The organism is Faecalicatena orotica (assembly GCF_905197545.1).
Classification (GTDB): domain Bacteria; phylum Bacillota; class Clostridia; order Lachnospirales; family Lachnospiraceae; genus Faecalicatena_A; species Faecalicatena_A orotica.
In genome coordinates this window covers 151,519-171,034 of sequence record NZ_CAJJZH010000009.1, presented here as the reverse complement: position 1 = coordinate 171,034, position 19,516 = coordinate 151,519, and the positions used below count along the sequence as shown (strand labels likewise).

The following is a 19,516-nucleotide window of genomic DNA, read 5'->3' as shown; positions in this document are numbered from 1 at the left end:
AATTTGTTGCTCTAATTCGACAAACTATGACTTGCAACATTCTCCAGCATGTTTTCGATAAAAATGCCGTAACCTTTTGTGGAATCCTGCACGAATACATGGGTCACAGCACCGATCAGTTTCCCATTCTGGAGGATGGGGCTCCCGCTCATCCCCTGTATGATTCCCCCCGTCTTTTCAAGGAGTCCGGGGTCTGTCACCTGGATCACTAGTCCCTTGTTGGCTTCCCGTCCGGAATAGTCGATATCTGTCACCTTAATGTTATATTCCTTGACCTCATTGTCGACAAAGCAACGTATTGTCGCGTCGCCCACTTCCACCTCTTCTTTGGCCGCAGTCTGTACAGGAATCTGGTCGGTAAACAGTTCGTCGATTTTGTCAACCTTTCCATATATTCCTTCGTCTGTATTTTTTTCAATAGTGCCTAATTTGTTGTAGCCGTTATAGACAATGATGCCTTCCATGCTTCCCGGAATTCCATTTTCACCCTTTTTTATGGAATGGATGCTCGTCTTGTACAGGGTTCCGTCTGCAATTGACAGCAGGACATTCGTATCTGTGTCATGGATCCCATGCCCCAGAGCACCGAATTCACTGTTCCCTGTCAAAAACGTTACGGTTCCCAGCCCCTGTACATTGTCCCTCACCCAGATTCCCAGCTTGTACTCATCCGGTTCACATTCTACAGGCTTAACCTTCACATCAATCGTCTCATCATCTCTTCTTAACTGCAGTACGACTTCATCCTCATCGAGTTCTTTCAGTGATTCCATCAATTCTTTCTTATTATCAATCTTTTTCCCGTTAAATCCGGTAATATAATCCCCGCATTTTACCAGATGGCCTGCCGGTTCATAATCCACACCGTCTATTCCTTTGATATGGTCTGTATCCAGCACCATCACCCCGTCTGTCTCCATATAGATACCAACCGGCATTCCGCCAACCAGCACAGTATCTTCGCTGATTGCTTCTGTGCTGACCTCAGTCTGCTCCACAGCATCAGCCGCCATCCACCCAAAATATCCCGCCGCCGAAGACAAAAAAACAGCAGAAAATAAAACAAGCAGTCGATTCTGCCAGCGCTTATCCATGCATCCACACCCTTCCCGTGCTTCTGTCAATTAACTGACATGCACTTTTTAAAATGGAGTTTCCCTTATTAGAAAGAAAAACGGATACCATCTCTGGTATCCGTTTTAGTATGTGTACACATAGCAGTTTTCACTCTGGTATTATATTTCACGCTTTGCCATTTCTTTCATCTCCGCGGCGCTCTCCAGAATCTTGCCGGTAACTTTTGCACCGCCTAAGAGTCTCGCAAGCTCCTCGACAGACTCCTGTTCTCCAAGACAGGAGATTTCTGTTTTTGTGATATTAGACTTTGCTTCTTTCTGAATCAGATAATGGGCATCTGCCGTTGCTGCAATCTGGGGAAGGTGTGTGATACAGATCACCTGCCGGCTGTTTCCGATCACGTGCATCTTCTCCGCGACTTTACCGGCCGTTATCCCGCTTATTCCTGTGTCAATCTCATCAAAAATCAGGGTCGGCGTATCCTCTTTATCCGCAAGCACCGTCTTGATTGCAAGCATAATTCTGGAAAGTTCACCGCCGGATGCCACATTTCCCAGCGGTTTTAGGTCTTCTCCCGGATTTGTCGAGATGTAAAATTCACCATCGTCCACTCCATTGGAAGAATAGGTTTCAAGACGGTTAAGCCGCATTTCAAACTTCACATCGAGAAAATTCAGGTCTTTCAGCCCCTGCGTAATTTCTTTCACAAAAGAAACGGATGCCTTTTGCCTCTCTTTACTTAATGCAACAGAATGCTTCTCCAATTCTTTTTCGCATTTTTTAAGGTTCTCTTCCAATTCAGCAATATAATTTTCATAATCTTTCAGTTCGTTTAGTCTTTCCTCCCTGATCTGGCAATATTCCTGTATTTCACTGACACTGTTCCCATATTTTGCCTTTAAATGGTTGATCAGGTTCAGGCGGTTCTCTGTCTCGTAAAAATCTTCCTCTGAAAAATCAAAGCTCTTTTCATATTCGGAAAGTTCCCGGTTAAAATCATTCAGAAGGCTGTCAATCTCTACAAGCTGTTCATACAGGGCAGCGCCCTTGTCATCACACTCACTGACATCCTGGAATGCACGTATTGCACGGCTTAGCAGGTCACTGGCGTTCCCTGCGGCAGATTCACTTGTATACTGGTAAGTCTCCGAGATGCCTTCCGTAAAGCGTCTGCTCTCTGTCATACGCTGATAGAGTGATTCCAGTTCCTCATCTTCATTCATCCGAAGGCCTGCTTCTTCAATCTCCCTCACTTCAAACTCTGTCAGAGAAATTTCTTTCTGCCTGCTTTGTTCATCCATACCGGATTCTTCCACTGCCTTTTTACATTTCTGGTACTCCCTGTAAGCTCTGGAAATAGAAGCCTTCATCGGCTCTATTTTGTCCTTTGCGTAAACGTCCAGAAGGGCCAGATGGTTCTTTTTATGTAACAGCGCCTGGTGCTCGTGCTGCCCGTGAATGTCAATCAGAATACTGGCTACATCTTTCAGCACACTCATATTGACCGTCTCGCCGTTAATCTTGCTTACAGAACGTCCTTCCATTAGTTTTCTGGACAGCACCAGCATCCCGTCTTCCGGGAAAATATCCAGAGCCTCCAGTTGTTTTACAACAGACTCATCCTCTGCGGTAAAGATCAACTCCACAAGGCCGAACTGTGCGCCGCTGCGAAGCATATCTGCGTTATACCTGCCGCCGAGGGCAAGGTTCACAGAGCCCAAAATAATAGATTTCCCGGCTCCTGTCTCTCCGGTCAGGATATTTAACCCCTGCCGGAATTCTACTTCAATTTCATCAATCAATGCTAAGTTTTTTACATGCAGATATTGTAACATATTTTTTTCCTAATTCCCTTTTGACACAATCTTCCGAATCTTGTCCATAACAGCTACTGTCTCATCTACACTGCGAATCGCACACATAATCGTGTCATCCCCTGCGATACAGCCCACTACTTCTTTCCATTTCATAGCGTCGATTGCCGCTGCAACTGCCATTGCCATGCCTGAGACCGTTTTAATTACAAGAATATTCTGTGCCATATCCATTGAAATATACCCGTCTTTCAATACACGGATATACTTCTCACTCATCCCGTCTTCTTCGGGCCTCAGCACTACATATTTTTGCTTTCCGCCATCCACTGATACCTTGGTAAGCTTCAGGTCACGGATGTCTCTGGAAACGGTTGCCTGAGTTACTTTGAATCCCGCATTATTCAGACGCTCCGCCAGTTCCTCCTGTGTTTCAATATCATTCTGGCTAATTAATTCGATTATTTTTGCATGACGACTGACCTTCATTGTTCTAGTTTCCTTTCATTTTCTTGCGCATAGTCTTCATAAAACTCTCTTTACTCAGTTTTATCAGCTTTGTTGTCTCACGTGCCTTCCTGATCAGAATCTTGTCGCCTGTCACAAGTGGTATTGTACTTGCCCCGTCAAACGTCACGCTGGCATGTTCTGTCCTTCCGTAACGGCCTTCGCATATTTCCACTTCTATCGTATCCTCTGCGGAAAGAACGATGCTGCTCGTATTGAGCGCATGTGAACAGATTGGTGTAATCACAAACATGCTTGCAGTCGGTTCCACAATCGGGCCGCCCGCCGACAGGTTATATCCTGTAGTCCCTGTCGGTGTGGATATGATTACACCATCTGCCAGATAACTGTTCAGCATCTCCCCGTTGACATAGACATTGAAATGCACGACACGCAGACTTCCTTCCCTCGTCACCACGATATCGTTCATCGCCACATCATCTATGAGTCCCTCTACCGTACCATGCATCATCATACGCTGTTCAATATCCGGTACCGTAGTAAATAACCGGTCCAGTGCTTTTTGATAATCTCTAAGCTCTACTTCTGTAAGATACCCCAGCGTCCCAAGATTAATTCCAAGCAGCGGTATATTATGACCTTCCAGTTCCCGTGCGGCGCGGATCAGTGTACCGTCACCGCCAAGCACAAGTGCACACTCCATGCCCTTCGGCACCGTACCGGGGATGATATGGCCTTCCTCATCCTTTTCCGATAAAATGCACTTCCTGTTATTCCTTTCGATATAGCCCATGATCTCTTTTGTAATTTTGAGGTCACCGTCCTTGAGCATATTCGTTATCATATAAAAATTATCCATTCCCCACCTCTTACTTTGCCAGTGTTTCAAACGCCCTGTCCACGACAGACTGAAGATCAACTGCAATCTCAGGTGCACCTTCTGCACACTTTTTTAAATGAATCAGGTACTCGATGTTTCCCTCGGGTCCCTTGATAGGTGAAAAGTCGATATTTAAGATCTCAAATCCTATGGAATTTGCATAGGACGCCACTTTTTCTATGACCTCATGGTGCGTACTGCGTTCCCTCACGACACCCTTTTTTCCGACCTTCTCACGGCCTGCTTCGAACTGAGGTTTGATCAGCGCCACGATTTCCCCATCCTCTGTCAGATAATTGCGGATCGGTTCCAGTACCTTTGTCAGGGAGATAAAGGAGACATCAATGGATGAAAAATCCACCGGCTCGCCGATGTCCTCAGGTGTCACATAACGGATATTCGTCTTCTCCATACAGACCACCCGCTCATCCTGCCGCAGTTTCCAGTCCAGCTGCCCTCTTCCCACATCTATGGCAAATACTTTCACTGCACCGTTCTGAAGCATGCAGTCTGTAAAACCGCCCGTGGAGGAGCCCACATCCGTACATACCTTTCCTTCCACTGTAACGTCAAAATTCGCAAGTGCCTTCTCCAGCTTCAGCCCGCCGCGGCTAACATAGGGCAGCGTATGCCCCTTCACCTCGATCCGGACTTCTTCCGGGAAGGAGGAACCCGCCTTGTCCTCTCTCTGCCCGTCCACGAATACATTGCCGGACATAATGATTGCCTTTGCTTTTTCTCTGGATTCTGCAAGGTTTCGTTTTACCAGCAGAACATCTAATCGTTCCTTCATGTCTATTCTTTCCTTATCGTCAAGTATTCTGTAATAATCTGTTTTACGATGGTCTCCTCGTCCAGGCCGACTTCCCTGCGCAGCACATCTACATTGCCGTGCTCTACATAATCATCGGGTATCCCGATATTCAGCATATGCACACCCAGACGCGCCCTTGAGACATATTCCAGAACCTGTTCGCCATATCCGCCTGTTAGGACGTTTTCCTCGATTGTGACGAAAAGCTCATGTTCCGCAGCCAGCTGTTCCAGTACATCCTGATCCAGCGGCTTGACAAACCTTGCATTGACCAGACTGCAGCTGTACCCGATATCTTTTAACCGGATCCGCACCTTCTCAGCGATAGAAGCCATATGCCCTACAAAAAAGATTGCAATATCTTCTTCCTCATACAAGATCTCACTTCGGCCATACTGCAGCTTTTCACGGAACTCTTTCAGCCCCTCGTACGCTTCCCCGCGAGGATACCTCAGAGCAACCGGATAACCGAAGTCAACCGCAAAACGTACCATATCCGCCATCTCCCAGCGGTTCTTGGGAGACATAACCGTCATATTCGGGATGGTGGATAAAAACGAAAGGTCGAACAGTCCCTGATGGGTCTCCCCGTCACTTCCCACCAGGCCCGCACGGTCCACGGCAAGCACAACGGGAAGCTTCTGCAGGCAGATATCGTGTATTGTCTGGTCATATGCCCTCTGCAGGAACGAGGAGTACAGGGCAACCACCGGTTTCATTCCGCCTGCCGCCAGTCCCGCCGCAAAGGTAAGTGCATGTTCCTCCGCGATCCCCACATCAAAAAACCGGTCAGGGAAATACTTCTGGAAACGGTCCAGCCCGGTACCCCCTGCCATTGCTGCAGTGATTGCAGTGACCTTTTCATCATGTCTGCCAATATCGCACAAAACCTTTGAAAAGACATCCGTATAGCTGTCTTTTCCGCCGGAGGACTTAGCCTCCCCCGTTTCTATCACGAAAGGACCTGTCCCGTGGAATCTGGAAGGATTCTTCTCCGCTGGTTCATAGCCTTTGCCCTTTTTTGTCAGCACATGGACAAGGACCGCATGGTCAACACGCTTGGCCTCATTTAAGATTTTGTAAAGTTTTCTCACGTCATGTCCGTCCACAGGACCGAGATACGTGATCCCCATATCCTCGAAAAACATACCGGGGACGATTAGCTGCTTTAATCCGCTCTTCGTCTTTTTCATCTGGTGCACGATCTTCTCTCCCTGCACGGGAATTTTCATAAGCGTATCTTCCACGCCTTTTTTCAAGCCGACATATGCCTCTGCCGTACGCAGGCCGTTCAGATATCTGGACATGCCTCCCACATTCTCAGAAATAGACATATTGTTGTCATTGAGAACGATGATAAAATTACTTTTCAGGCGTGCGGCATTATTCAATGCCTCATAAGCCATCCCACCCGTCATGGAACCGTCCCCAATGATGGACACGACATGGTGTTCTTCTCCCAGAATGTCTCTGGCAGCCACATATCCGAGTCCCGCCGAGATGGATGTAGAACTGTGGCCCGTATCAAAGGCATCACAGTCACTTTCCTTGCGCTTTGGGAACCCGCTCATGCCGCCATACTTCCGAAGATCATCAAACCCGGCCCTCCGGCCTGTCAGAAGCTTATGGGTATATGCCTGATGCCCCACATCCCAGATCAGCTTGTCGTCAGGCAGGTCGAATACCAGATGCAGGGCCATAGTAAGCTCCACCACGCCCAGGTTCGACGCCAGATGGCCCCCCGTATTACTAATTTTTTCGATTAGAAATTCCCTGATCTCTTCCGCCAGCGGCCCCAGTTCTTCCGGCTCCAGTTCTTTTATATCGTTTTCCTTTTGAATTTTCTCCAGTATCATAAGGAATCCCTCTCTCTTACTTAGTTTCAGCCCTAAAGCAGTCTGCCTGCTCTTTACGGTACTTTTTTATTTGTCACGGCTAATCAGTGACACCAGCAGTTCCTTTAGGTAGTCATCCTTTGGATTCAGGCCATCCAGCTTTAGTACTGCCTCTTGTGAAATCTGTTCCACAAGTTTTTTAGCCTCCTCAAGCCCCTTCCATGTGACGTAAGTAGTCTTCTCGTTCTTCTCGTCACTGTGGATTGGTTTACCAAGCACCTCGGCGGTGCTGGTGACATCAAGGATATCATCCTGAATCTGGAAAGCCAGTCCAACCTTGCCTGCTATCTCTTCTACTGTTTTAACCTGCGCCTCATCCGCACCGGAAAGCACCGCCCCGATCATCATGGACGATTCCATCAAAGCCCCTGTCTTTAATTGGTAAATGAAATCCAGTACTTCTCCGGAAACAGTTGTTCCGGCAGACTTTACATCTACCACCTGGCCGCCTATCATCCCGTAGATTCCTGCTTTACCGGCCAGAATCTGAATGGCCCGCCCAATCCTCAGACTGTCCTTGGCAGACAGGTCAAAGGCCTTCGCAGCAGTCTCAAACGCGTAATTCAGTAGTGCGTCACCGGCCAGAATACCCATGTCCTCCCCGTACACAACATGGGTCGTCTTTCTTCCGCGGCGGTAGTCATCATTATCCATCGCCGGCAGATCATCATGAACAAGGGAGTAAGTATGGATCATCTCTATCGCCGCCATGAACGGTTCAATTACAACATCATTCCCGCCGAACAGCCTGTAAGTCTCCTGCATCAGCATGGGCCTGAGTCTCTTGCCGCCCGCCATCAGGCTGTATTCCATTGCTTCCATAATCACTTTCTGGAAGCCTTCCTTCTCAGGGAGGTATTTTCTCAGTATACGTTCAATTTCTTCTACTTTTTTCTGGTATGCTTCTTTAAAATTCATGAGTCTCTCCATCCTCATCCAGTATCTGAACCTTTTTCTCTACAGTATCGATTGTTTCGTTGCACTCTTTTAGCATCTCCATCCCCTTCTGATAAAGCTGGAATGATTCTTCCAGAGATACATCCTCCCCTTCCAGTCTGGCAACAACCCCGTCCAGACTTTCGAATAATTCCTCCAGAGAAAGTTTCTTCTCCTGTTCTGCTTCTTTCGCCTTAGCGGCCGTCTTACCTGCCATCTTCTGTCACCTCCGCAATCTCTTTTACCTCTGCACGGATACTTCCGTCCGTCATATAAATTCTTACTAGATCCCCCTGTTTTGTCTGATGCACAGACTTTATATTTTCACCGGCATTCCCTTCCACATAGGAATACCCCTGGTTCAGCTTTGCAAGGGGCGATAAACCTTTCATCTGTTCTACATAGAGTGCAAACCGGTGCCGCTTCTTCCTAAGACAGTCTTCCATCAAAAACCGCAGTCTCTGCTCCGTATCTGCCGCACGTTGTCTCTGCTGAAGCAGCTTCTGCCTCGGGTGTGCCAGTTTTAACTTCAGTGCAGCCTGTCCTGCACGGCTTCTCTCCCTCGTAATCCGCTGCATCATACTGCGCCTCATGCGCGCCTCGTATTCCCGCATCACACCGGCAGTCCCGAGATATTCATAAACAGCCAGCTCCGCAGCGGCCGAAGGCGTCGGTGCACGTAAATCAGCAACATAATCGGCGATCGTTGTATCGGTCTCATGTCCGACCGCAGAAATCACCGGTACACGGCAGTCAAATATCGCCCTTGCAACCGCCTCTTCGTTAAAAGCCCAGAGGTCTTCGATTGAACCGCCACCGCGGCCGACGATCATGACATCCACTCCTCTTTCCTCCAGTGTCCTGATTCCGCGGACAATACTCTGTACCGCCCCCTCCCCCTGCACAAGCGCAGGGTACAGAATCAGCTGCACATAAGGGTTCCTGCGGGATGCAATATTAATAATATCACGCACGGCAGCACCCGTAGGCGCCGTCACAATCCCGACTGTCTTTACATATTGGGGAATAGGCTGCTTATAGTCCTTTGCAAACATGCCCATCTCTTCCAGTTCCTTTTTCAGTGCCTCAAACTTCTCATAAAGGAGCCCCGCGCCGTCAAGTATGATTTCTTTTGCATAGAGCTGGTACTTTCCGTCCCTCTCATATACACTGACAGATCCCAGCACAACCACCTGCTGGCCCTCCTGCATACGAAAAGAAAGCCCTGACCGCGAACCCGCGAACATTACGCAGGCTATCGTGCCGGACTCATCCTTTAACGAAAAATATATATGCCCTGACGTATGATATTTACAATTAGACACCTCACCCTTGATATATATCCTGTTCAGCATAAAGTCCTGGGTGAACATATTCTTAATATATGTGTTAACCTGCCTTACTGTATAGACATTACGCATCTTTCTGTTTATCCTTCTCTGACCTTTCATCTGTCAGCTTTGCAAGTACGCCATTCACAAATGCAGGCCCTTCTTCGCCGCTGAATCTCTTCGCCAGTTCCACAGCCTCGTTGATCGCAACCCCTGTCGGCACATCATCATCCCACTTCATCTCATAAACTGCAAGACGCAGAATCGTAAGATCAACCTTGCTCATCCTTATAGTCTTCCACCCGGTCGTCTTCTCATTCAAAATCTTGTCAATTTCTTCCACTCTGGACACAATTGCTTCGAACTTTGTCTTTATGTATTCTTTATCATCATCTGAAGCACTCAGCAGATTTTCAAAATAAAGCTCCAGGTGCTCCGGCATATCACTCATCTCATTAAATTCAATCTGGAACAGCATCTTAAAAATATGTTCCCGAAGTTCTCTTCTTACCATAGTGTCTCCTTTCCATTTACATCCGTTAGAAAATAAAGGATGTATTGCGACCTAATCATTATACAACACAATCCCCACCCATTGCAATTTAAAAATGTGTTATCTGGCAGTATGGTTAAAGGGCCGCTTGCCAGAAGGGGGAACGAGGGGCGGGGAAAAGGGACAGGGGTGGGTGTGGATTGCAGATCATTCAACTAAGCAGGTCTAAATAAAAATAAGCCGGATCAGCGGAAATCCAAGGGATGCGCTCTGTTTGCCTGATGCAAACAAAGCTTAGCCCTTGTTGAAATTTGTTTCGGAAAACAAATTTCATTCCGCTGATCCAGCTTATTTTTATTAAGTCCTGCTAAGTCTCATTTATGCAAATCCACCCTCACCCCTGTCCCTTTTCCCCGCCCCTCGTTCCCCCTCCCGTCAAGCTCGGTTCATCCAAGTGCAAAAACCACACCCCCTGCGGGGCTCATTGCCGTAAAAGCGTACGGATTCGCCGGACTTGAAAGAATTTAAATCCAAGCCTTCAATCCCCAATTCCGTTTCATCCAACGACAAACAATCCGCTGCGCTCCCCGCATCAGCTTCCGCAGGAAGCGCCATGCATACGGCCGGAAGAAGCCCAGCTTTGTGAGGGGGCGGGTGGTGAGCTGGGCTGGATGGGCCTGTGCCGTTGCAGAGTGCTTAAAGTGCGGCTTACGGATTCTTAGAATAAAAAAGCGGAAAACAGAGGGAGAAACGTGATTCCGAATCACGTTTCTGGCTGACCCGGAGCGGGAAAATATCAATTTTCCCGTGATGTGTCAGCCGTACCTCTGTTTTCCACTTTTTTGTTCTTAGAATCCGTTAGCAAACGACATGCACTCTGCAACGGTACAGGCCCATCCGGCACGGCTCACCGCCCGCCCCCTCACAAAGCGACCCTCTACCATCCGTACTTACTTATGCTTCTCTACTCCTGATTCTCCATCTCGACGCCTGCTACTTTGATGTTGACGTCTGCTACCTCGAGTCCTGTCATGTTCTCGACAGCATTTTTTACTTTTTCCTGTACCTTGGAAGAGATCTCCATGATACTGTAGTTATATTTCAGGTTCAGTGCCAGTGATACGGTCACTACGCCCTCAAGCACGTCCACCTTTACGCCTTTGGAAAGGTTCTTCATGCCGAGCTTGCTGATCAGCTCGTTTGTGATATTCCCTGCCATTGATGCAACACCCTCTACTTCTGTAGCGGCCAGTGCTGCTATGATTGCAACTACTTCGTCTGCAATCTTAACTTCTCCTAAGCTGGAGTCGTTCTGTATTGAATAGGTATTTCTTTCATCCTTTGCCATTTGTAAAAACCTCCTGTCGGTTTGAATCTTTTTTCATCCTTTTTACATTATAACAAATATCCCTATGTTTGCAAAGGGAAATATCAGGAACGTCCGAATTCAGAAAGCCTTAAGTCCTTGTTGCGGTCCAGTGTCATGCGAATGCTCCACTCGTGTGCAAACAACAAAAGCGGACGGTCTTTTAAGTCCTTGATCTTCTTCATGTCTGAGGTTCCTACCAGTTTATCCATGTTGATCTCTTCATTTTCAATCCATCTGATATATTCATACGGAAGGTTTTCCAGACGGATTTCAACATTGTATTCGTTCTTCAGGCGGTATTTCAGTACGTCGAACTGCAGAACGCCTACTACACCGACAATGATCTCCTCCATACCGGTGTTGTATTCCTGAAATATCTGAATCGCACCTTCCTGTGCGATCTGGTTGATTCCTTTTACGAACTGCTTCCGTTTCATAGTATCCATCTGCCGCACCCTTGCGAAGTGTTCCGGTGCAAAGGTTGGGATTCCTTCGTATGCAAACCGTTCTTTCGATGTTGTAAGTGTATCCCCGATAGAAAAAATACCGGGATCAAAAATACCGATGATGTCGCCGCCGTATGCATTTTCGATGATCTTTCTCTCGCTTGCCATCATCTGCTGGGGCTGGGACAGGCGCACTTCTTTCCCGCCTTGTATATGATAGACGGACATCCCTGCTTCAAACGCACCGGAACAGATTCTCATAAATGCGATTCTGTCTCTGTGTGCCTTATTCATATTCGCCTGAATCTTAAATACAAATGCAGAAAAATCCTCTTCTTTCATGGGATCAATCTCACCGTGATCCGACATCCTGGGAAGCGGTGAGGTTGTCATTTTCAGGAAGTGCTCCAGAAATGTCTCAACTCCAAAGTTTGTCAATGCAGATCCGAAGAATACGGGGGAAAGTTCTCCCTTATTAACCATCTCCTGATCAAATTCCGCTGAAGCGCCATCCAGCAGTTCAATCTCGTCCTCCAGAGCGATCTTCGCCTCTGTACCCAGTATCCAGTCAAGCTCCGGGTTATTGACATCAATCTTGCGCACTTCACCTGTTGTGGTGCCTTTATTTGTATCGGAAAAGAGTTCTACTTCCTTCTGCTCCCTGTCAAATACCCCTTTAAAAGCCTTTCCTGAACCAATCGGCCAGTTAATCGGGCAGGTTGCAATTCCCAGTTCCTTCTCGATCTCATCTAAAAGCTCGAAAGTATCCCTCGCCTCCCTGTCCATCTTATTGATAAACGTAAAAATCGGGATGTGCCTCATAACACAAACCTTAAACAGCTTCCTCGTCTGTGCCTCAACACCCTTTGATGCATCTATCACCATCACGGCCGAATCCGCCGCCATCAGCGTGCGGTACGTGTCCTCCGAGAAATCCTGATGCCCCGGTGTATCCAGGATGTTAATACAGAAGCCGCCATAATTAAACTGCAGCACGGATGATGTGACGGAAATACCTCTTTCCTTCTCAATCTCCATCCAGTCTGATACTGCATGCTTTGCAGTCGCTTTTCCTTTCACGGACCCCGCCTGGTTGATGGCGCCGCCATAAAGCAGGAACTTCTCCGTAAGAGTAGTCTTTCCGGCATCCGGGTGGGATATTATCGCAAATGTTCTTCTTTTCTTTATTTCATTCGTAATCTCTGACATATCTTTCAAATCTCCTATTCTGCTGCTGAACATGATGAATCATCGTAACTGTTCTGGACAGATACGAATAATTTTAACACAATAACAGGGACGCCGCAATTGTTTGCTGGAAATATTCTGCCCAATTTCCAGAATTTTTTACACGTTTGATTCTTTTTATAGATGAATTGTGCAAAATATTTCCAGTATTTATGTAGCCTTCCTATTCCCCGCTTTCATGGATAGGAGTAATTACTATATTTTCCGGTGAAATTTCTGTCTTCCTTGTCACAATATCCTCGATCTGGGCGCGGTTCGCATCTGTCAGTTCTGCACTGTCTACGACGATATCGGCAGAATCAGCCGTCAGGCTTACCACTGCATCTGAAAATCCTTTGGAAGCCATCAGTGTTTCGATTGCCACTTCCTGCTCAGAAAGCTCTGTCATCTTGACCATCTGTGCAACTGCATCCTGTTTCTCCTCATCACTGATATTTGTATTGTCGATAATTGCCTGAAGAGTTTCTTTATTCTGGGCACGGACCTGTTCTCTGGCCACTTTAGCCTGCGCTACTGTCGTATCTGTTCCGCCGTTAGTCAGCACCGCTGCCCCCGGTGTTCCTTCCACCTCGGAATCATTGCTTGCAATGTCCCCTGTCCCTGTCTCAACATCTTCTTCCGAGATGTCCAAGAGCTCCTTGTTTGCCAGCTCTGCATTTGCTTCAGTAGTACTTTTCTCCGTTTCTCCGAACAGCCGCCCTGAATAATTCAGGTATCCGGCAATGGCAATCATAACTGCCAAAGTAGTAATGATGATCTGATTTTTCTTAAATAAACGCTTCACTTGGAATCCTCCTTTTATGTATCAGTCCTTTTCATTATTTTTATTTTATGCGCCTCTACACCGAATAATGCCTGTATTGCTTCAGTAATATTCTGTACTACGACTGCATTATCTCCCCCGTCCGCGATTACAATGACACCGGCTATTTCCGGTGTCATTTCCTTACTCACATAAGGCGACTGCGAACCGTCCGCCCCCTGCTCATAGATGCTTGTTTTATCACTCGAATTGTCCTGCACGGTCCTTGTGCCTCCCGAGCTGTCCTCCTCATCGGTCTTCTGGCTGCTCTGCTGCTGGTCCTTCTCTATGATTTTCTGTCCGGAAGATTTTAAGGTAATCATCACCTCTGTCTTTCCGACCCCCTCGACATATTCCAGCGCCCTGGCAACTCTGTTTTCCAGATATTCCTCATATTCCTCACTTGTATCCGGGTAGCCATTATCCGCCGTGCCCACAGACGCGGCTGAATCACTGTCCCCTGCATTTTTCTTCTTATCCGGAGTTGGAATCGCAATCACCACAAGGAGGATTCCAACGAGCAGGAGAATCAGCAGCTGATTTTTTTTAGGGAGCATTTTTTTATCTTTAAGCTTACCCAGCAGGGCTTTCCACTTATCGTCCAACCTGTATATCCTCCACTTCTACCTTATTTTGAGACTCTTCCTCCTCATGGTCAGTCCCTTCCTGATATTCTTCAGGGAGAAAATCCAGAATGTCCAGATCCTTTAAATAATCTTTCTGCCTCTCAATTTCCTCTTTTTCCATCTCATATTCCTTGCTGTGATACAGGCTGTAGAAGGTGTCTTCCTTACCTGTCAGCTTCAGAACCGGTGTAAGCATAAGCAGAATCATTACCATGCCGGAAAAAAACTGGATATATCTCTTATAGTTCTTTCCCGGAAGAATCTGGAGCACTGCCGTAATAATGACCAGATAAAATGCCAGATTCTGTATCCATTCATATAAAAACTCAAACATCTCCATCCCCCGTCAGGTTGTCGTTGCTGTCACGACCGCAATGGTAAGCAGGAATAGGACCCCTGTTGAAAATACAACCTTTACCAGAAGCTCATACCCCTCGCTCACGCTGCTGATGCACCCGGTAATCCGTTTATCCGAAACAGGCTGGACCAGAGCGGCCGCCAGCTTATACATCAGTGTCATCACTGCCATCTGCAGAATAGGGACTGCACAGACCGCGATCAGAATGGCCGCCCCCGCCATGCCGATTCCATTCTTAATCAGCACGGCAGTCCCCAGTACCACATCCGTCACACCGCCGATCGCATTGCCAATCCCCGGAATCGCCTCCGCCGCCTTTGTCAATGCACTCCTCTTAAGGGCGTCGATTGCCGGGGCCAGCATGCCCTGGATCAGATTGATTCCGATTACACAGGTTACAAGTGTCTTAAGGATCCAGGCGACCAGCTTTTTTAACAATTCCGCGAATTGAGACAAGTATTCCTCTCCAGCCAGATAGTTCATCACCTGTACCATAATATAAATGTTGACAATCGGAAGCAGGAATTTCAGAATCAGTACCTCTACAATATAGATCAGGAAAAGTACAATGTTGTAAAAAATTAGGGAACTGCTGCTTCCGGAGGCAATCGCCACAGCAAGAAAATAGCTTGGACACAGCACGCGCATAAAGTCCAGCAGGATCTCCAGATGCCCTTCGATCCCGGCCATTGCAATCCTGAATGCATTCAGGCACATCGTAATCAGCAGCATGTATAGGACATAAAAACTGATTTCGGACACCTGTTTATTCTGAAATGCATTGGAAAAATTCGTAAAGACTGCAGCTATGACTGCAATCAGCAGCATATACGCCAGATTCTGCCTGTTATACCTAAATTCATACCCCAGCTGGTCCTTTATGAACTCAAGGACCAGTTTTCCGGCATCTTGCCCTCCCCCGTCGATTAAGGAAGAGACCAGTTCCTGAAAACTCATTTTTTCATCCGGAAAGATTTTCTTAAGGCTGTCATCGATTTCCGTAAAATCAAACTCAGAGAACAGTCTGCTCTCGGTTTCACTCTCGACTTCATCGTAATCTACCGCTTGACCTTCCCCTTTCGTATCCGTTTCCGCCGCATATACAGTCAACGGTCCCGGCCCCATTATGATGGCGGCCAGAAAAACAAGACATAATATATATTTCCATTTTATTATCTTTCTTTTATGTTTCATGCCAGAAACTCCCTGATCGTCTCCAGAAGGGCGAGCAGTACCGGCATCCCGAGGGCAAGAATCGTGAGTTTGCTGAAGATTTCGATCTGGACTGCAATCGTCTGGTATCCGGCATCTTTGCAGACACTGGAGGAAAACTCGGCTATGTATGTGATTCCGATCATTTTCAGCATCGTGGCGATGTAGCTTGTATCAATCTTGATATACTGGCTTATCTGGGATACCGTCCTGACAAACAGCTCCAGCTTGTCTACAATACAGACAAAGATCAGAATACTGATTGCCACACTCATATAAACGCCGTATTCTGATTTGCCGCTCTTAAACTGAATAGATAAAAGCGCCCCAATGACACCGATTGCCCCGATTTGAATCATACTCATAGACGTACTCCCCTCCCTGCTTTTTTTATTGCTTCGTTATGCTGTCCGTATTCCTGTGTGTCACAGGGAAAATAACTGTTTGATAGATATAAACAGGTCATAGATATAAGGCAGCACCCAGGACAGTACAAGGATCAGTCCCGCAAAACTTGTAAGAAATGCCTGCTCGTCTCTTCCACTGTGTTTCAGCACCTGGCTCAGAATCGAAACCAATATTCCGACTGCTGCGATTTTAAATATCAGATTTATGGTCATGGACTCCTCCCACTTGTAGTTATATCAGTATGACAACCAGAAAGATGCCCCCCATCACACCAAGACAGTTGCTGATCCTTTTCTTTGCTGCCATCCCTTCTCTCACTTTTTCAATTTCCAGTTCCAGACGGTTCAGATAAAGCTGCATTGTCCTGCTGGATGTATCCGGGTCCAGTTGTCCCAAAAAGGTTCCAAGTTCTTTCAATTGGATGGAATGGACACTTTTCAGATACAGTTCCTTCAAATATCTGTCAATGGAACGGTTCCATATCTTTGAAAATTCATCTTCTTCACGGTACTCAACCTGCTTTTCCATAGCCCTAAGCCACTTTCGGTAAGGATCCTTCGTTCTCACGGCAACTCGTCCGAACACTTCTCCCAGCGGCGCATTGGAATACTCAATTTCACCCTTTAGCATGTACACAATATGCCGGATATACAGCAGTTTCTCCAGATACCGCTGTAATTCCGTCCCGTAGGCAATCCCTGCCCCCGTAGTCGCCGCTATAATAAGCAGGCTCCCTATAAATCTCTGCATAGCAGGCTCCCCCGTTCATCATAGATTGCCTTCACCTCTCCAGGCCGTTTTTCATTTCCCAGTACTATATAGCGTTCAAACCTGCGCTCTTTTATCAGCCTGCCAAGTACAGGCTTATCATGTGCCTCATCCATCGTAAGTCCATGTACACTCGCAATCATCTTGCATCCGCACTGCATTGCATACTCGATCGCATGGATATCCTCCGCCGAACCGATTTCATCCACCGCAATCACCTGCGGCGCCATAGAACGGATCAGCATAATCATCCCCTCCGCCTTCGGACAACAGTCCAGCACATCGGTGCGCATCCCCAGCTCGTTCTGGGCTACTCCCAGATAGCAGCCGCCGATCTCAGACCTTTCATCAACCACACCGACCGTACACCCTTTTACATAGGTATTTCCATCTGAAATCTGCCTTATCAGGTCCCGTATCAGGGTCGTCTTCCCGCACCTCGGCGGCGAAATAACAAGCGTATGACACACCTGTGCATTCTTCGTAATGTATGGCAGAATCTTGTCCGCACACCCCAGGACCTCGTGTGACATCCTGATATTCACGGAAGAAATATACTGGAGATTCTTCACGTGGTCTCCTTCCAGTACTGCTTTTCCCATCACTCCCACACGATGCCCTCCTTCAATAGTAATGAATCCCTGTCTCATCTCATGTTCATAGGCATAGAGTGAGTAATGACTGGTATATTCCAGTGTCTCCCTTATCTCATCTCTCGTAACAACGTGTCCTTCCGGCTGCCCATTTGGCAGTATCCGCTCCTCATTGTTATAAATGACCATCAGAGGCTTCCCAATCCGAAGCCGGATTTCCTGTACCTTTTTAAAATCCAGAGCCTCATTCTCAACAACTGAACGGACCGGACGCGCAAGTACCTGAAGCACCTGCTGTTTTCTGCTATTTTCATTCATCTTGTCCACCTCTTTAAACAATATATGAGGGGATCTATAAAATATGAGTAGTAATTGAGGGATTTATTTGATTAATTTAAGAACTGAGTAAGACTCCGCCAGACTGCGGAGGCTTACTCAGATTTATGATTAAAAATGCCCCGGTGCCAGAATGCACCCCTTCTTTGCTGGAATTTGAATCAAAAGTTTCCATTTTCAGGGAGGGACTCCTGATTGTGCCTGGGGGCACGCTTCTGGCTGGGCTGGAATATGGCGGTTATTAGATGTTTTCTGCTGACAGCTGGGCTGATATTACTGCATTGTACTTTCTCAGTTCGGATTCCGGCGGAATGATATGAGCCTCATCCGCAAGTCTTTGGATATCTGCCCTTATTTTTGTATATGTATGATCTGCCTCTTTGACTGCATTGTACAGCATGCTCTGGTTTTCCCCGGTCCGGCCCTGCCTTTCCTCCAGGTTATCTATATCCCGGGCAACGAGGCCCTGCTCTGATTCACTTTCGTACAGGTCACACGCTTCTTCCAGATTAAGGCATCTCCCATCTGACAGATATTGATAAATAGAAGCTATTGGAACCAGCCCACGGTACCGATGGGCTATATCCAGGGTATTATACCGTGCCTCCAGTATTTGATTAGTCCGTATTAAATTCTGACGGCCAATATTGTATTGGAACTGGAGACTCGCTTTATAATCCTGAAAATGATTCTGGATCAGGATAACTCTATTCTTTTCTGCATCATCCCTGTCCTGCATAATTCTCATATAGCAGACAAAAACACAAACAATTATACAGAGCACAACCGTAATCTTATAGTATGTAGATATGGAACCGGCCAGCCCCGCCTCAACATTTTTCAACAATTCTTTACTGACACTATTGAACAGCGCCGTCACTGCCGATATGATCAGAATGATTAAAATGCATGGAACACACAGGAAAAATGCTGCCCGGAATGTCTCCGACAGACTTTTCTTTTTAACAGCTTCCCGGCCTGCCTCTTTTTTCAGATCAGGCGTATCATTTGTCAGATGATAAGTGATACAATCCAGTATTTTATTCTGTTCTAACACTGATATTTCCAATTCGTACAGCTCTTTTATATAACCTGCAGGATAGCTGCCTGCAGGTATTTTCTCTTTAGTCATTCTGCTTTTCTCCATAATTTCTCTTTGGTCAAGGCAATTTTAATCTAATAGATGTAATTTGTCAACATCCATTAGATTATTTTTTAAACTATTGGTTATGTTTAAAATAAATCTATTAGGATATATGAGGTAAAATAATCATGAAAAAAAACATAAATGTAGGCATTGGGAAAAGAATAAGAAGCCAGCGGGAATATATGCATCTCACCAGAGAGCAGTTCGCAGAAATGATTGAAATATCGCCTCAATTCCTTGCAGATATTGAAAGCGGAAAAAAGGGAATGTCATTTACTACTCTTCAGAAGCTGTGCAGCTCACTCGGTGTTTCCTGCGATTATATCGTACTCGGTAAAACAGCAGACAGTGACACTTCAAATTTAAAAGAAATGATCAACAATATTGATGCTGAATATCTCCCGCTTGCGGAAGAACTGTTGAAGACGTTTATAAAGACCATTGCAAAAGCCGAACATAAGTAACCACTACGCAAAAAAGGAGTACAGAACTGCA

At 46.6% G+C, this 19,516-nt stretch carries 23 protein-coding genes; 2 read left to right on the top strand and 21 right to left on the bottom strand.

Features of this window, described 5'->3' with window-relative positions; genetic code table 11:
- Positions 1-11: 11 nt before the first annotated feature.
- The 20 genes from spoIVB to spoIIIAA form a co-directional block, all read right to left on the bottom strand.
- Positions 12-1,094 (bottom strand): SpoIVB peptidase, encoded by a 1,083-nt coding sequence (gene spoIVB / locus ABIN22_RS18445; protein WP_109729270.1) that lies wholly within the window; start codon positions 1,092-1,094, stop codon positions 12-14.
- A 141-nt stretch (positions 1,095-1,235) separates the two neighbouring features.
- Positions 1,236-2,912 carry a DNA repair protein RecN gene (recN, locus tag ABIN22_RS18440; protein ID WP_346910392.1) on the bottom strand — a complete coding sequence of 559 codons (1,677 nt, stop codon included), beginning with the start codon at positions 2,910-2,912 and terminating at the stop codon, positions 1,236-1,238.
- A gap of 9 nt (positions 2,913-2,921) precedes the next feature.
- A complete protein-coding gene (gene argR, locus ABIN22_RS18435) occupies positions 2,922-3,380 on the bottom strand; it encodes an arginine repressor (protein WP_109729268.1) in 459 nt (152 codons plus the stop codon).
- Between the two features lie 4 nt (positions 3,381-3,384).
- Positions 3,385-4,218 (bottom strand): NAD(+)/NADH kinase, encoded by an 834-nt coding sequence (locus tag ABIN22_RS18430; RefSeq protein WP_109729267.1) that lies wholly within the window; start codon positions 4,216-4,218, stop codon positions 3,385-3,387.
- A 10-nt stretch (positions 4,219-4,228) separates the two neighbouring features.
- Complete coding sequence (locus ABIN22_RS18425) at positions 4,229-5,032, bottom strand: TlyA family RNA methyltransferase (RefSeq protein ID WP_109729266.1); 804 nt, start codon at positions 5,030-5,032, stop codon at positions 4,229-4,231.
- Positions 5,033-5,034: 2 nt separating this feature from the next.
- On the bottom strand, positions 5,035-6,909 hold the full coding sequence (gene dxs / locus ABIN22_RS18420) for a 1-deoxy-D-xylulose-5-phosphate synthase (RefSeq protein ID WP_109729265.1): 1,875 nt from the start codon (positions 6,907-6,909) through the stop codon (positions 5,035-5,037).
- A 66-nt stretch (positions 6,910-6,975) separates the two neighbouring features.
- Positions 6,976-7,866 carry a polyprenyl synthetase family protein gene (locus ABIN22_RS18415; protein ID WP_109729264.1) on the bottom strand — a complete coding sequence of 297 codons (891 nt, stop codon included), beginning with the start codon at positions 7,864-7,866 and terminating at the stop codon, positions 6,976-6,978.
- Positions 7,856-8,101, bottom strand: coding sequence for an exodeoxyribonuclease VII small subunit (gene xseB, locus ABIN22_RS18410; protein ID WP_346910389.1), 246 nt, complete (start codon positions 8,099-8,101; stop codon positions 7,856-7,858). The genes ABIN22_RS18415 and xseB overlap by 11 nt, the downstream gene beginning before the upstream one ends.
- Entirely contained in the window at positions 8,091-9,305 is a 1,215-nt protein-coding gene (xseA, locus tag ABIN22_RS18405; protein WP_109729262.1) for an exodeoxyribonuclease VII large subunit, read from the bottom strand. The genes xseB and xseA overlap by 11 nt, the downstream gene beginning before the upstream one ends.
- Positions 9,298-9,729, bottom strand: coding sequence for a transcription antitermination factor NusB (gene nusB / locus ABIN22_RS18400; RefSeq protein WP_109729261.1), 432 nt, complete (start codon positions 9,727-9,729; stop codon positions 9,298-9,300). Before nusB ends, xseA begins: the two co-directional genes overlap by 8 nt.
- Positions 9,730-10,672: 943 nt before the next feature.
- Positions 10,673-11,056 (bottom strand): Asp23/Gls24 family envelope stress response protein, encoded by a 384-nt coding sequence (locus tag ABIN22_RS18395; protein WP_109729259.1) that lies wholly within the window; start codon positions 11,054-11,056, stop codon positions 10,673-10,675.
- 83 nt (positions 11,057-11,139) lie between these two features.
- Positions 11,140-12,732: a peptide chain release factor 3 gene (locus tag ABIN22_RS18390; protein WP_109729258.1), complete on the bottom strand. Its 1,593-nt coding sequence runs from the start codon at positions 12,730-12,732 to the stop codon at positions 11,140-11,142.
- 202 nt (positions 12,733-12,934) lie between these two features.
- Complete coding sequence (locus tag ABIN22_RS18385) at positions 12,935-13,555, bottom strand: SpoIIIAH-like family protein (protein WP_109729257.1); 621 nt, start codon at positions 13,553-13,555, stop codon at positions 12,935-12,937.
- 14 nt (positions 13,556-13,569) lie between these two features.
- The gene (locus tag ABIN22_RS18380; RefSeq protein ID WP_346910386.1) at positions 13,570-14,178 is read right to left on the bottom strand and encodes a SpoIIIAG-related protein; all 609 of its coding nucleotides are present in this window, start codon (positions 14,176-14,178) and stop codon (positions 13,570-13,572) included.
- On the bottom strand, positions 14,168-14,533 hold the full coding sequence (locus tag ABIN22_RS18375; RefSeq protein WP_346910384.1) for a stage III sporulation protein AF: 366 nt from the start codon (positions 14,531-14,533) through the stop codon (positions 14,168-14,170). The genes ABIN22_RS18380 and ABIN22_RS18375 overlap by 11 nt, the downstream gene beginning before the upstream one ends.
- Positions 14,534-14,545: 12 nt before the next feature.
- Positions 14,546-15,751 carry a stage III sporulation protein AE gene (locus ABIN22_RS18370; protein ID WP_346910382.1) on the bottom strand — a complete coding sequence of 402 codons (1,206 nt, stop codon included), beginning with the start codon at positions 15,749-15,751 and terminating at the stop codon, positions 14,546-14,548.
- A complete protein-coding gene (locus ABIN22_RS18365) occupies positions 15,748-16,134 on the bottom strand; it encodes a SpoIIIAC/SpoIIIAD family protein (RefSeq protein WP_109729255.1) in 387 nt (128 codons plus the stop codon). Before ABIN22_RS18365 ends, ABIN22_RS18370 begins: the two co-directional genes overlap by 4 nt.
- A gap of 60 nt (positions 16,135-16,194) precedes the next feature.
- Positions 16,195-16,389: a stage III sporulation protein AC gene (gene spoIIIAC, locus ABIN22_RS18360; protein WP_109729254.1), complete on the bottom strand. Its 195-nt coding sequence runs from the start codon at positions 16,387-16,389 to the stop codon at positions 16,195-16,197.
- Positions 16,390-16,408: 19 nt separating this feature from the next.
- Positions 16,409-16,927, bottom strand: coding sequence for a stage III sporulation protein AB (locus ABIN22_RS18355; RefSeq protein WP_346910379.1), 519 nt, complete (start codon positions 16,925-16,927; stop codon positions 16,409-16,411).
- Positions 16,912-17,856, bottom strand: coding sequence for a stage III sporulation protein AA (gene spoIIIAA, locus ABIN22_RS18350; protein ID WP_109729252.1), 945 nt, complete (start codon positions 17,854-17,856; stop codon positions 16,912-16,914). Before spoIIIAA ends, ABIN22_RS18355 begins: the two co-directional genes overlap by 16 nt.
- A gap of 125 nt (positions 17,857-17,981) precedes the next feature.
- On the opposite strand from spoIIIAA, the gene ABIN22_RS18345 reads away from it, so the two are divergent.
- On the top strand, positions 17,982-18,119 hold the full coding sequence (locus tag ABIN22_RS18345; RefSeq protein WP_181368530.1) for a hypothetical protein: 138 nt from the start codon (positions 17,982-17,984) through the stop codon (positions 18,117-18,119).
- On the opposite strand, the gene ABIN22_RS18340 is transcribed toward ABIN22_RS18345, so the two are convergent.
- Complete coding sequence (locus tag ABIN22_RS18340) at positions 18,116-19,006, bottom strand: hypothetical protein (protein WP_346910377.1); 891 nt, start codon at positions 19,004-19,006, stop codon at positions 18,116-18,118. The two genes, ABIN22_RS18345 and ABIN22_RS18340, sit on opposite strands and share 4 nt — an antisense overlap.
- A gap of 140 nt (positions 19,007-19,146) precedes the next feature.
- Here ABIN22_RS18340 and ABIN22_RS18335 point away from each other — a divergent pair, with 140 nt between their 5' ends.
- Entirely contained in the window at positions 19,147-19,485 is a 339-nt protein-coding gene (locus ABIN22_RS18335; protein WP_109729250.1) for a helix-turn-helix domain-containing protein, read from the top strand.
- Positions 19,486-19,516: the final 31 nt, after the last annotated feature.